We start from the raw sequence: 13,137 nt of genomic DNA on the forward strand, positions 1-13,137 counted from the left end.
TCCTACCGAGAGGTGCGGTGCGGACGGGTGATGGCGGCCTGCGCCATTCGTCCGGATCGCGGTTTGTGATGGTCTGTCCGGTCGCCGGCCGCGCCATAGTCGAGACCAGTCTCCGGTACACGGTATAACGGAGACAGGTCTCCGGTATTCCCGTACCATCACGGCATGGAAAAGGGGACCAGCGCGCGTGGTGCGGCGCGGCCGCCGCGCGCGGAGCGTCGCGACAGCATTCGCAACCGCGAGCGGATCATCGACACGGCGCGGGCGCTGTTCACCAGCGAAGGGCTGGACGCCCCGATGGACAAGATCGCCACGACGGCCGGAGTCGCTCCCGGCACCCTCTACCGGCACTTCCCCTCCCGGCTCCAGCTCTGGGAGGCGGTGCTCGAACCGCCCCTACGCGCGCAGCTGGAGCTGGTCGACCGGGCGGTGGCCAACCCCGACCGGTGGGCGGGGGTCACCGAGTTCATCATGGAGACCTGCGCGCTGGAGGCGGAGCGCGGCGGCTACCTCAACCTGATGACCACGCGCTTCGACGGGGCGCCGCGGCTGGTGACGCTTCGCGGGCAGATCCAGCGACGCATCGAGGAGCTGTTCGACCGGGCTCGCGAGGAGGGCGCCGTCCGCCCGGACTTCACCGTCGAGGACCTGATCTTCATCACCCTGTCGAACAGCCGCGTGGCCGAGGTCACCCGCACCGTCGCGCCGGGCGCGTGGCGGCGCAACGCGGAGCTGTTCCTGGACAGCATCCGGCCGGAGCGCGCGCATCCGTTGACCCAACCGCCCCTCAAGCCGAGCCAGGTCGCGAGCAGCATGATGCGACCCGCGCTCGGCCGGTCCCGGTCGAGCGCGGCTGCCAGGGACGCGAGCGGGTAGTCCGCACACCACCCCCTCGGCCACGGCGGAAGCGTGGCCGGCACCACGGGTCGCGGCCGATCTCCGGCGGGTCGGCGGCGAGCTGCGGGGCCCCACAACTCCACGTTCTTCCCGTACGGTGTTCCTGACCGTCGTGACAGGCGGATCACGGTACGCGTTGGCTGATCTGGTTGCCGGGGGACGCATGCAGGAAGACAGACGCCACCTACGCCTGTCCCTGGCAGACCTCGACGTCCTCGGCTCCGACGCGGCCCTGCGGGCGCAGGCCGAGCAGGCCGCCCGCGCCGCGGAATCCCGGCCCACGCCCACCGTTTACACCGGCCTGGACCGGACCGGGGCCGTCGCCGTGCGCGTCGACGCCACCAGTGACGTCGAGGACGTGGCCGTCGAGCGCGACTGGCGCCGGCGCGTCGACGTCGACGGGGTGGCCGGCGCGATCTTCGAGGCGTACGCCGGGGCGCTGCGGGCCGCCGTCGAGGCCACGGCGCTCCGGGAGGTCGCGCGGGACCAGGAGGTCGCCGCTCCGTCCACACCGGAGCCGAGGGCGGCCGTCGAGGACGAGCTCGACGACCACGTCTGGCTCCGTCGGACCTGGCGCACCCTGCACGACATCGACGCGGATCTCGACCGGTTGGCTCACGCCCGGGACGACCGGGCCGAGCACGCGATCGCCGGCCCGCACGGCTTTCTGACGCTCCGCCTGCGGGGCGACAGCATCACCGCGATCACCGGCGACACCGACCGCATCGCCCGGCTGGACGCCGGTCAGCTGGAGTCCGAGGCCCTCTCCCTCTTCCGCTCCTACGCTCTGGCCCGCCGCGGCACCGATCCCGAGGAGCCCGCGTGAAGGATGTCGAGGTCATCACGGACGCCGTCCGCGACGAGGGCGGCAAGTGGCTCAAGCTGTCCGACCGGGTCGCGACGATCAAGACACAGGCCGAGCAGCTGCACCTCGACCCGTCGGCGTTCTTCATCGGTGACGCGAACGTGGCCATCCACTCGGTCGCGTACCGGGACTTCCACGCCTTCGTGGTCAACCTCCTCGGCGGCGCGGTGACGGAGTTCGAGCAGGTCGGTGGGGCGTTGAAGCGGATCGCGGACGCGTACGACCGCGCCGACGAGGTGATCGCCCTCGACCTCAACAAGATCTACACCGCCTGACGACGGAGGCCATCGCAGTGCAGCCGGAACCCACCCACCTCGAGTACGGCGAGCCGTTCAACAAGGCGTTCGACCAGATCCGGTCCGGCATCGACCAGGGCGTCGCCGCGTTCAACGAGATCGTGGACCGGGTCAACGACTGGAAGTGGCTCCTCGGGCCGGTGGCCCTGTGGTGGATCAAGAACAACCTCGACGACGTCCGCGACGGGCTGAACTCCGTTCTCGACCGGGTCGACTACGCCCTGGAGCACCAGCTGCCGGTCCTGTCGCTGATCAATATCAGCTTCCAGTGGGTCAACGACGTGAAGACCCCGGTCTCCGACCTGTCGTTCGTCACCACCGAGCCGGTCAACGAGAACCTCGCCAAGTGGACCGGCGACGCGGCGAGTTCCTACAACGCCAAGGCCGTCAAGCAGAAGGCGGCCGTCGACGAGACCGTCCTGCGGGCGGAGTTCATCAGCCAGTGGCTTTTCAAGATCGCCAAGGCGAACGTCGACTACGCCGTCGAGCTCGCCAAGATCGTCACCGGCCTGACCGGCAAGCTGGTGCAGGCGGCGACCGAGGCGACCACCGTGATCGACCTGCCCTGGGCCATCTCCACCCTGGCCAAGTCGGTCGGCGACCTCGTCACCGCCGGGCTCAACCTGCTGCTCACCATCGGCCAGCGGTTCGTCGACGCGCTGGGCAACGTCCGGGATCTCGCCACCCAGGTCGGGGACTACTCCAAGCTGCCGGAGGGCCGGTGGCCGGAGGCCGTGCGCGGCTGAACCCGACCGAACCCGATCAGGCCGTCGGCACGGCCGCCCGGGTCGCCTTGAGGATCGCCAGCGACTCCTCGGCCAGCGTCGACGTCGGCGCGTAGGTGTCGCCACCGACCGCCAGCCACACCTTGACGACCAGGTTCCCGGCGCGGGAGTGCACCATGTACTCCGCGTACTTGTAGCCGGGGTCGGACCGCTTGGTGAACGCCTCCGCCTCCTCCCCCACGCCGGTCACCGCTCCGGCCGGTGTCATGCCCGTCGCCTGCTGCGTCCCCCGGTAGAGCAGGCGCGCCTCGTCGGCGGTCGCGGGCGTCGACACCTCCACCCGCAGGTTCGCCGGGTGGCCCGACGGGGTGCGCAGCTCGAACAGGCACGCCGCCCCGGGCCGCCCGGGCGGCGGCTTCGGGTCGGTGCGGGTCACCGTCGGCGCCAGCTCCACTATGGGCTTCAGGTCGGTGCGCGCGCACAGGTCGAGACCGGCAGCGGTGTAGGCGGGACCGGCGGCCGGTGCGGTCGTCGCCGGGACACCCGCCGAGGTCTCCACCGCACCGGTGGGCGCGACAACGGGATCGCCGCCGCCGCTGTCGCAGCCACCCACCGCGAGGACGACCAGGAGCGCGGCACCGAGACCGGCAGCACGGAACGACACAGCCACGACCACGAACATACCCGCTGTCACCGGCCCGGACTGTCCGTGCGGGCGACGACTAGGGTTCCGGGTATGGCCGCCGCAGAGACGCCGGAGCAGATCGCCCGCACCCGCACGGTCAGCGCCGAGGCCGTCCTCGGCAACCGCGCCGACCTGCGCGGCTACCCGTACCGGCTGTTGTCCGTCGTGTCGCAGCGCGGGATGGGTGGTGACCAGGTCACCACGGCGGTGGCGGCGGCGGAGGTGCTCGAGGCCTACGGATGGGAGCTGGTGACCGTCTCCGAGTTCGCCAGCAGCCGGATGGTCTACGCCATCCTGAGACGCCGCTGACCGACCGGACTCCGGGCGCCGGGCCCGACGACGGGGGCGGCGATCGCCGCACTGGCGCGGGCGGCGACATCTTGGGACGCTAACGGTCGTGTATGACTACGACCTGTTGGTGCTGGGCTCCGGACCCAGCGGTCAGAAGGCCGCCATCGCCGCCGCGAAGCTCGGCCGGCGGGTCGGCATCGTGGACCGACGCGACATGATCGGTGGGGTGTGCATCAACACCGGCACCGTTCCCTCCAAGACCCTTCGCGAGGCCGTGCTCTACCTGACCGGCCTGACCCAGCGGGACCTCTACGGCAGCAGCTACCGGGTCAAGGAGGAGATCACGGTCAGCGACCTGGCCGCCCGGACCCAGCACGTCATCAGCCGCCAGACGGACGTCATCCGTAACCAGCTGGCCCGCAACCGGGTCGCGATGATCACCGGCACCGGGCGGTTCGCCGACGCCCACTCGGTCTGGGTCGACGGCGGCTCCGGCCGGGAGTCCAAGGTCACCTTCGACAAGATCATCATCGCCGCGGGCACCCGTCCGGCCCGCCCGAACAGCGTCGACTTCGACGACCGGACCATCGTGGACTCCGACGGCGTCATCAACCTCCAGGCGGTGCCCCGCAGCATGGTCGTCGTCGGCGCCGGCGTGATCGGCATGGAGTACGCCTCGATGTTCGCCGCCCTCGGCACCAAGGTGACCGTGGTGGAGCGCCGCGAACGGATGCTCGACTTCTGCGACGAGGAGGTCGTCGAGTCGCTCAAGTACCACCTGCGCGACCTGTCGGTGACGTTCCGCTTCGGCGAGGAGGTCGCCGCGGTGGAGAAGCACCAGACCGCGGCGCTGTGCGTCCTCAAGAGTGGCAAGAAGATCGTGGCCGACACGGTCATGTACTCCGCCGGCCGTCAGGGCCAGACCGACGACCTGGTGCTGGAGGCGGCCGGGCTGGAGGCCGACCGGCGGGGTCGGATCGCGGTCGACGCGAACTACCGCACCGCGGTGGACAACATCTACGCGGTCGGCGACGTGATCGGCTTCCCGGCGTTGGCGTCCACCTCGATGGAGCAGGGCCGGCTGGCCGCGCAGCACGCCTGCGGCGAGCCGGTCCGCGCGATGCACGGGTTGCAGCCGATCGGCATCTACACGATCCCGGAGATCAGCTTCGTCGGGAAGACCGAGGAGGAGCTGACCGACAGCGCGACACCGTTCGAGGTCGGCATCGCCCGCTACCGCGAGCTGGCCCGCGGCCAGATCGTCGGTGACTCGTACGGGATGCTGAAGCTGCTCGTCTCACCGGACGACGGCCGGCTGCTCGGCGTGCACGTCTTCGGCACCGGCGCCACCGAGATCGTTCACATCGGGCAGGCGGTCATGGGCTGCGGCGGCACCGTCGACTACCTCGTCGACGCGGTGTTCAACTATCCGACGCTGGCGGAGGCGTACAAGGTGGCTGCCCTCGATGCGTCCAACAAGATCCGCAACATCACCCGCATCGACGGCTGAGCAGCGGCCGGCGTCGCCGCCGGCTGGGCGATCCGGCGCTCCATCACTCGGGACGCGTGAGATGGGCGTAACAGGTGATCAGCCGGTGCACCGGCCCGACCCCGACGTACCGTGAGACCGTGCCGACGAAAGACGTGATCACCAGCGCAGACCTCGCCGAACTCCGCCGCACGGCGCTCGGGACGGCCAACCCCCTCGGCGTCGCCGCCGACCTGGCCGACGCGGTGGAGCAGGGCCGCCTGGCGGACCCGGACGACGCCGGCGACGCGCTCGCCCTCGCCGCCGAGATCGCCGAGGTCCGCGCGAGGCTGGACGCCGCGCTCCGCTACGCCGACCGGGCCGTCGCGGCGTACCCCACCAGCGACGACGCCCGCGCCGGCTTCGCCCGGGCGCTGCGGGCCCGGATCATGTTCCGCGTCGGCGGCCGGGAGGACGAGGCGACGGCCGAGCTCACCGCGCTGCGTCCGCTGCTGACCGAGCAGCCCGAGGCTCCCGCGTACGTCAGCGCGGCGCTGGACGCCGGCGGCCTCTCGGCGCTGGCCGACGAGTGGCTCTCCGAGGCGGTCGACACCCTGCTCGGTCAGCGCGCCACCTCGGCGGCCACGCCGGAGCAGACCGTGCCCGCCGCCGAGCCGACGGTGGAGGTCGGCCCGCCGGAGGCGCCGGGTGTTCTCTTCTTCCTGCTCCAGCAGCGGCACCGGGTACGTCGGAACCTGAACCTGCCGCACGACCGGCAGGACGACCTGGCGGACCGGCTGGAGGCGCAGCTCGTCCGCCGGGCCGAGCAGCGGCAGGGCGGCGAGCCCGACCTGCTCTTCTGGCCCCGGGCCGAGTTCGATCGACTGCTGTCCGAGCAGGCCGCGCTGACCGACACGTACGGACCGGACTGGGACGCACACCGGGCCCGGCTCGAGAAGCAGCTGGTGCAGCTCGCCAACGCCGGCCGGACCGGGCTGAGCGTGCTCTCCGGATCGGTGGACGGGCTGACCGGCTACGCCGGCCGGCGCAACGGCGACCCGACGGACCCGCAGACCCGCGCCGGCTACGCGGGCGAACTCTCCGCCCGGCCCGGCGCGAAGATCTCCTGGCCGCCGGAGCGCAACGACGCCTGCTGGTGCGGCTCGGGCCTCAAGTACAAGAAGTGCTGCCTGCCGCGCTCCCGCAGCTGACCGACCCGGCCCGGCCCGGCCCGGAGGTCATGACCAGGTAGCCGAGGTGGGGCGCTGGGCCGGCCGATCGGATTCCAGCCCGGCGAGCCGGTCGTTGATCTCACGCACCATGACGGCCGCTCCGGCCCGGGCGGCGATCTCGAGGGCGCGCTGCCAGGCGACCCGAGCAGCCTCGACGTCGGCGACCTGCTCGCCCGCCCGTGCCAGGTCCATCAGAGCGGCGACGTGCGCCGTCGGATTGCCCGCCAGGTCATCCACCACCTGCGCGATCTCCGTTCGCGCACGTTCCGGGTCGCCGGCCATGAGGCTCAGCCGGCCCTGTGCGCAGCGGGCGTAAGCCAGATAGAGCGGAATGTTCGTCTCTTGCGCCCGCTCCAGCGCGACGCGGACGTAGGCGGTGGCCTCGGCGAGCCGCGCCGCTCCCGCGAGCGTCGCGGCCAGTTCGCTCAGCAGAACCACCTCCCCCAGCCGGTCGCGGTGCTGGCGGACCAGTCGCAGCCCCTCCAGGTACGCCGCCCAGGCCTCGTCCACCTCGCCGCGTTGGTCGTGCCATCTGGCCAACCCTCGTAGGCCGAACGCGAGTGGCCGGGTCTCGGCGGCGGTGCGGAGCAGTGCGACGCTGCGCGCCAGCGTCGGGCCGGCGGCCGGGTCTCCCTCCTGCATCTGGAGCATGCCGAGTCGCGTCAGTTTGGCCCCGGTCGACGCGTCGTCCCCGGCCTCCAGGTAGAGGTCTATCGACCTGACGAGGGCGGCGCGTGCTTCCGCCCTGTTCCCCAGCGCCTCGTGCACCTGGTGCTCCACCCCGGCGATCTCCGCGCAGAGCCAGGGCTGCCTCAGGCTCGCACCGGTCTCGCCGGCCGACGTGATCTGCCGAAGCGCGCCGTGCAGGTCGTTGCGGACCAGGTAGGCGAACGCCACACACGTCCGCATCCTGGCGATACCCTCGCGATGCCCGCGGCGCTCCGCCGCCGCGAGTCCCACCTCGGTCACCCGGGTCAGCTCGTCCAGGTGCCCGTCGACGTGGAGGTAGTAGTCGCAGTGCCAGGCCAGGGCCCAGGCGTAATCCTCCAGCCCGGCCGTCTCGGCAGCCTGGTCGACGAGGGCGGACAGCGAGAGTCGCTCGGCGCCGAACCAGGCCTGGGGATCCCGACGGTGCACCTCGGTGACGACCGGCCACCGGGGTAGGTCGGCGACGATCCGGGCCTGCTCCTCCTGGCTGAACGCCACCCGGGCCTGCTCGGTCAGAGTCAGCCAGGCCGCGAAGACCCGACGCAGCAGCCGTACACGTTCGTCCGCCGGCTCCTCCGCTGTCGCCCGCTCTCGGGCGAAGACCCGTACCAGATCGTGGATCCGGTACCGCGGTTGGCCGGCCTCGTCGGGACCCGTCACCTCGACGAGGTTGGCCTCGACCAGGCCGGCCAGACCGGCGTCGGCGGCCCTGTCGTCCTCGATCAGTACGCTGACCAGCCACGGCGGCGCGTCGGCGAGGTCCAGCGCCGCGAGCCGGCGTAACACCCGACGGGCCGGTTCGTCGAGTGCGACGTACGCGGAATGGAACGCGGCCCGGACGCTGCGGTCCGCGCGGGTGAGATGGTCGAGGCGGTGCGACAGCTCGCCGAGCTGGTTCGCCATCTGTCGCAGGCTCAGCAGGTCCGGTACGGCGAGCCGCGCCCCGACTATCCGCACGGCCAGTGGCAGCAGTCCGCAGTGGTTGACGATGGCCGACGCCGAGTCCGCTTCGGCGGCCAGCCGCTCGGTGCCGATCATGCGGGCGAGCAGCCGCAGCGCTTCGGGTTCCGGCAGGGGGCGCAGCCGCAGTTGGAGGGCGCCGTCGAGGTCGACGAGGGCGCGTCGGCTCGTGACGAGGACGAGTGCGTCGATCCCGGGCAGCAGGGGACGCACCTGAGCCGCGGTCGCCGCGTCGTCCAGCAGCAACAGGCAGGGCCGGTCGGCCACCGTCGCCCGAAACAGCGCGGCCCGTTCCGCCAGGTCTGTCGGTGTCTCCACGCCCGGCACTCCGAGGGACCGCAGCAGACGTCCGAGCACCTCGACGGGCGCGAGCGGCCGCTCGTGTCCACTCAGGTCGACGTAGAGCTGAGCGCCCGGGTACTGCCCGCCGAGTTGGTGCGCGATCCGGATGGCCAGCGAGGTCTTCCCCACTCCGGGCAGGCCGCTGATCGCCACCACGGCGACCTTCGGCCGTTCCGGCAACCACCGGAGAACGGCCGCCACCTCCGACTGCCGGCCGACGAAGTCGGCGAGCTGGGCCGGCAGCATCTGGGGCGGGGAGCGCCGAGCTTCGTCCGCGGGCGGCGGAGGTGCGGGCGTCCCGGCGGCAACACTCGGGACGGGGTCGCCGTCCGCCGTCCCGTTCGGGAGGGGCGGCCCCGCCTTCGGCGTAGGCGGCCGGTCCGCCGGCCCGGGCCCGGCGTCGATCGCCGGTCCGACGCCGTCGCGGGCAGCCGGGCCGGCACGCAGGCTCGGATCGTTGCGGAGGATCAGGTCGCGAAGTCGGACGAGCTCCGGGGTGGGGTCGACCCCGAGCTCCTCCGCCAGTTGGCGGCGGAGCTGATCGAAACGGTCCAGGGCCTCGCGCTGCCGGTCCGCCAGGTAGAGGGCACGCATGAGCCGACCGACCAACGGCTCACGCCACGGGTACGCCTCGACGAGTTCGAGCAGGCCGCCGATCACCTGGTCGTACCGGCCGAGGCTCAGTTCGAGGTCGAGGCACCGCTCGATCACGGCCATCCGTCGCTCGTCGAGGCGCTGGGCAGCGGCCGCCAACGCCGGGGTACGCAGGCCGTCCAGTGCCGGACCTCGCCAGAGTGCCAGTGCCTTCCTCAGCATGGTCACCGCCGCCTGTGTCGTCCCGCTGTCCACGTGCCCGCCGGCCTGCCGCACCCACGCCTCGAAGACATCCAGATCGAGCTGGCCGTCGGCGACCCTCAGCAGGTACCCGGAGCCCCGGGTGTCGATCACCTCGTCCGGCAGCCCGGCCTGGCGCATCGCCCGCCGCACGGCGGCGACCCGGTTGCGCACCTGTACGTCGGCACTGGACGGCGGGTCGTCGCCCCAGGCGGCGTCCACGAGCCGGGAGACCGGCACCAGCCGGTTGGCCTCCAGCAGCAGCAGGGCCAGCATGGCCTGGCTGCGCGGTCCGCCGACGCGCACGGCCCGGTCGGCCACCCGAACCTCCACCGGACCGAGCAGCCGGAACATCACCTCTGGCACGTGTCCCCCGGGCGCCGATCAGGGCGACCGCGATCTGGGATCTGCGGCCGCCACATTGGGACCGACAGTAGTCCAGGTCGTCGATTCGACAACCGTCCCAAAGGTCGGTCCGGGAGGGGGAGACCGGAGACTTCAGCCCACGGGTGTGGAAGAGGCTGCCATGGCATCCGGGGATGCGTTCGCCCGCCGCCGAAGATGGCGGCGGCAGAAGGTCACCAGGAAGATCACCTGCAACGTGCCTTCGACGGCCAGAACGAGTACGCCGTCCACGGCGGCCAGCGCGCTGCCACCGGTCAGCCCGGCGGCCACCACGGAGCCGGCCTGGACCAGCACGTGCAGCAGGATCGGAATCCCGAATCCCACAAAGCTCGCGAGCGCGATCGTGCTGCCGAGCACAACCGCCACGGAGTAGATCCGTACCGCCCGGCGCTCCTGCGGGAGCAGCTGCGCGCTCGGGTCGGTCAGGACCGCCACGGTTCGGCCGGGCAGCACCGCGCGGGCGGACCGGCGCACCACGTACCGGGCGTAAGCGAGGCCGTCGTGGAACAGGTTGCGGCACCGCAGCAGGTCGAGCAGGACGAAGTAGAGGTCGGTGCGCATGTAGACGTGCAGTTGCAGCGCCATCGACATGACGATCACGACCACCAGGGCGGCCAGTAGGCCGTGGACCACCGGCGGCGATCCGGCATACGCGATCAGCAGCAGCGCGGCGCAGACGACGGCGAGGTCCCAGAGCAGGCCGCTGAGGTAGACCCGGTACCGGTACCGACGCGGCGTGGACCAGATCGCGGTCACGTCCGTCTCCAGCACCAGGTGGTGCAGCCGGGTGGCGAAGCGGATCCGGGCCGGCGCGCCCAGCGACCGGGCCGCCACCAAATGGCTCAGCTCGTGGAACGTCGCCGCCACCGAGAAGAGCACGGTGTTGACGAGGACGGCGAGCCCGACGTAGTCGGTCCAGAAGAAGTCCCGGTACGTGGGCAGCAGCTCGGGACGGCGCACCACGGTGATCAGGGTCGCCGCGACCAGCATCAGATAGCCCAGCTTCGCCGTGCGCCCGTAGAGCCAGCTCACGTGCGGGGCCCGCAGACGAGGCAGGTGCGGGCGGAGCTGACGGTAGGGGTCGACGATCGGCCGACCGTCGACGGCTGCGACCAGGCCCGCCTCACGGAGGGCCACCACCAGGTCGAGGAGGTCGACGTCGACGTCGTGCTCGTCGGCGAGCCGGCGCTCGGCCACGCCGATCGGCACCCCCGAGTCGAGCAACGCGATGGCCACGGCGCCGATCGCCGGCAGCTCCACGAACTCCCCAGCCTCCGGTCGTCCCATGACGACCGTGTCGGGATCGTCGTCGGACGATCGGACCCGCAGCGGGTGGAACCGGACCAGGCTGTCGACCGCCACGGGAATTTCCGGCGCCGCCGCTGTCTCCGTCACGGCCACCTCGCCTCAGGTCCGGCTCTCGGATCGCGACCCGCAGGAGGGGCAGTCGGAGTCGTGCGGAACGTCCACGAAGTACTGGTGGTCCCAGCGTGCCACGCTCTGGTGGTAGACCCGCCCGGCGACCTGCTGAGGTAGCCCGGCAAGGTGGTAGAGCACCTCCAGCGCGCACAGGTGGCCGGTGATGTTGGCGCTCGCCGCGATGACCGCATTCGGTCTCGGCACGCCGATCAGCGGCCTACCGTCGGTGTGGAACTCGTGCTTGCCCGGTCGGCGGCTCAGGCAGGTGTAGCAGCCGGTCCGGTACGGCAGGAACGAGCCGACGACGGTCATCGGACCGGTGTAGAGAGCCATGAACCACGGAACCCGGGTGCGCAGCGCGGCCTCGTTGGTCCAGCTCTGGATGAGCTGCACGGGCTTGTCGGCGCAGAGTACGAAGGCGTCGCAGCCGTCCATCAGCGCGGCGACGTCGGCGGCGGAGCGCACCTCGCGCTCCTCTCCGGTGACGGCGACCTGTGAGTTCATCGCCCGTAGCCGCTCGACCGCGACATTCACCTTCGGCTGGCCGACGTCGCTCTCGGTGTAGAGCAGTTGGCGGGTCAGGTTCGGCTGGTCCACCACGTCGAAGTCGACGCAGTGCAGACCTCCGACGCCACTGGCGACGAGGCCGGCGGCGACCGCCGTACCCGTACCGCCGAGGCCGAGCAGGCCCACCCGGGCCTGCCCTATCCGGGCCTGGGCGGCATACGGCGACGCACGCGGGGTGGTGTCGATCCAGGAGAAGAAGTGACGCGCCCGGTCGTATCGTTCGGCGGCCTCGGGACTGAAGCCGGACGGTAACGGCGCGGCGGCGTCCTCGATGAACCCCTGTCCGATCAGCTGCTCCACCGCCGCACGGACGCTCTCCTCGGACAGACCCGGGTGGGTGACGGCGAGGTCCCTGGACACCTCCGCCAGGTCCCGGGTGCCGTCCAGCAACGTCAGGAGCCGGGCTACGGTGCCGTCCTCGTCGTCCTGGATCTCGGCGGCGACGCCGTACTGCATCAGGCCGATCGTCAGTCGATTTCCGGGCAAGGTGTACGGCTCGTGGACAAGCTTGACGCGTGGTCGGAGCATGCGCATCCGCGCGACCTCACAATGCTCGCTGGATCGGGTGGGGCCGCAGCCGGAGCAGCGGCGGGCGCCCAGGATGACCGGCATGCCGGTGAACGCGGAGACGGGAAGGCACTCCGGTCGCCACCCCCGCTGAGGTGCCGGCGACCGGAGTGCCGGGGCGTGGTCAGGCGCCGTTGCCCTCGCGGATGACCGTCGTCTCCAGCCGCTCCAGCTTGCGCACCTTGAGCACGAGCTTCTTCGTCGGGGCCTGCTCGACCTTGGCCTTCTCCACTCTTCCTCCTCGAGCCGCATGGTTTCCGTCACCCGGAACGTGATCTCACCCTGTCGAGCGCCGTCACCACCCGATCACAGATCGATCATCAATCTCGGCCTGGGACGGTCGCTGGAGCGGCTGCTCGGGATGAGCGGTCCCTGGATGGCTACCGGGTCGGTCCCGCATCGGTGACGTTCAGTGGTCTTTCGAAGAACGTCTCGAGGACGACGATGGTCTGTGTGCCGGTAACACCGTTGACGTCGAACACGCGGCGCAGCACGGCCTGCAGCTGTTCCGGGGTCGAGGTGCGGATCTTCACGAGCAGCGACGCGGACCCGGCGATGATGTGGGCCTCCTGGATCTCGGGGATGGCTGCGAGCGCGTCCCGCGTCGGTGGGTCGCCCATCCAGGCGTTGGACTGCAGCATGACGAACGAGAGCACGCCGCGCCCGACCGCGGTTGGTTCCACGTCGATGGTCGTACGTCGGATGACCCCGCGTTCGCGCAGCTTGCGTACCCGCTCGTGGGCTGACCCCGCCGACAGCCCCACCGCCTTGCCGAGGGCCGCGTACGGCTGCGTGGCGTCGGCCTGCAACTCCGCCAGCAGCGCCCGGTCTACATCGTCCACAGCGCTCAATCCTTAGATGTGAATCAGCTGACTT

General features: G+C 71.4%; 12 protein-coding genes. 7 read left to right on the forward strand and 5 right to left on the reverse strand.

Annotated features, from left to right (window positions below):
- The first annotated feature begins 165 nt into the window (after window positions 1-165).
- The 4 genes from O7603_RS08360 (at window position 166) to O7603_RS08375 (ending at window position 2,804) form a co-directional block, all read left to right on the forward strand.
- Complete coding sequence (locus O7603_RS08360; RefSeq protein WP_281575112.1) at window positions 166-876, forward strand: TetR/AcrR family transcriptional regulator; 711 nt, start codon at window positions 166-168, stop codon at window positions 874-876.
- Window positions 877-1,060: 184 nt separating this feature from the next.
- Window positions 1,061-1,723, forward strand: coding sequence for a hypothetical protein (locus tag O7603_RS08365; RefSeq protein ID WP_281575113.1), 663 nt, complete (start codon window positions 1,061-1,063; stop codon window positions 1,721-1,723).
- A complete protein-coding gene (locus O7603_RS08370; RefSeq protein ID WP_281575114.1) occupies window positions 1,720-2,037 on the forward strand; it encodes a hypothetical protein in 318 nt (105 codons plus the stop codon). Before O7603_RS08365 ends, O7603_RS08370 begins: the two co-directional genes overlap by 4 nt.
- A gap of 17 nt (window positions 2,038-2,054) precedes the next feature.
- Window positions 2,055-2,804, forward strand: a complete 750-nt coding sequence (locus O7603_RS08375; RefSeq protein ID WP_281575115.1) for a hypothetical protein — start codon at window positions 2,055-2,057, stop codon at window positions 2,802-2,804.
- A 16-nt stretch (window positions 2,805-2,820) separates the two neighbouring features.
- On the opposite strand, the gene O7603_RS08380 is transcribed toward O7603_RS08375, so the two are convergent.
- The gene (locus O7603_RS08380) at window positions 2,821-3,453 is read right to left on the reverse strand and encodes a hypothetical protein (RefSeq protein ID WP_281575116.1); all 633 of its coding nucleotides are present in this window, start codon (window positions 3,451-3,453) and stop codon (window positions 2,821-2,823) included.
- Window positions 3,454-3,519: 66 nt separating this feature from the next.
- Here O7603_RS08380 and O7603_RS08385 point away from each other — a divergent pair, with 66 nt between their 5' ends.
- The 3 genes from O7603_RS08385 (at window position 3,520) to O7603_RS08395 (ending at window position 6,438) form a co-directional block, all read left to right on the forward strand.
- A complete protein-coding gene (locus O7603_RS08385; RefSeq protein ID WP_281575117.1) occupies window positions 3,520-3,777 on the forward strand; it encodes a transcriptional regulator in 258 nt (85 codons plus the stop codon).
- Window positions 3,778-3,865: 88 nt separating this feature from the next.
- Window positions 3,866-5,269: a Si-specific NAD(P)(+) transhydrogenase gene (sthA, locus tag O7603_RS08390; protein WP_281575118.1), complete on the forward strand. Its 1,404-nt coding sequence runs from the start codon at window positions 3,866-3,868 to the stop codon at window positions 5,267-5,269.
- 119 nt (window positions 5,270-5,388) lie between these two features.
- Entirely contained in the window at window positions 5,389-6,438 is a 1,050-nt protein-coding gene (locus tag O7603_RS08395; protein WP_281575119.1) for an SEC-C domain-containing protein, read from the forward strand.
- A 27-nt stretch (window positions 6,439-6,465) separates the two neighbouring features.
- Here O7603_RS08395 and O7603_RS08400 read toward each other — a convergent pair whose 3' ends face one another.
- The 4 genes from O7603_RS08400 to O7603_RS08415 form a co-directional block, all read right to left on the reverse strand.
- Entirely contained in the window at window positions 6,466-9,669 is a 3,204-nt protein-coding gene (locus O7603_RS08400) for a BTAD domain-containing putative transcriptional regulator (protein WP_281575120.1), read from the reverse strand.
- A gap of 132 nt (window positions 9,670-9,801) precedes the next feature.
- Window positions 9,802-11,103: a hypothetical protein gene (locus O7603_RS08405; protein WP_281575121.1), complete on the reverse strand. Its 1,302-nt coding sequence runs from the start codon at window positions 11,101-11,103 to the stop codon at window positions 9,802-9,804.
- Window positions 11,104-11,115: 12 nt separating this feature from the next.
- Window positions 11,116-12,306, reverse strand: a complete 1,191-nt coding sequence (locus O7603_RS08410) for a ThiF family adenylyltransferase (RefSeq protein WP_281575122.1) — start codon at window positions 12,304-12,306, stop codon at window positions 11,116-11,118.
- A gap of 335 nt (window positions 12,307-12,641) precedes the next feature.
- A complete protein-coding gene (locus O7603_RS08415; RefSeq protein WP_281575123.1) occupies window positions 12,642-13,103 on the reverse strand; it encodes an Lrp/AsnC family transcriptional regulator in 462 nt (153 codons plus the stop codon).
- Window positions 13,104-13,137: the final 34 nt, after the last annotated feature.

The sequence above is a fragment of the Micromonospora sp. WMMD812 genome (assembly GCF_027497215.1).
Classification (GTDB): domain Bacteria; phylum Actinomycetota; class Actinomycetes; order Mycobacteriales; family Micromonosporaceae; genus Micromonospora.

What these genes read in the sequence shown, in the direction of transcription:
- O7603_RS08360 (WP_281575112.1), top strand. Translation starts at nt 166, where the DNA reads ATGGAAAAGGGGACCAGCGCGCGTGGTGCGGCGCGGCCGCCGCGCGCG.
- O7603_RS08365 (WP_281575113.1), top strand. Translation starts at nt 1,061, where the DNA reads ATGCAGGAAGACAGACGCCACCTACGCCTGTCCCTGGCAGACCTCGAC.
- O7603_RS08385 (WP_281575117.1), top strand. Translation starts at nt 3,520, where the DNA reads ATGGCCGCCGCAGAGACGCCGGAGCAGATCGCCCGCACCCGCACGGTC.
- O7603_RS08410 (WP_281575122.1), bottom strand. Translation starts at nt 12,306, where the DNA reads ATGCCGGTCATCCTGGGCGCCCGCCGCTGCTCCGGCTGCGGCCCCACC.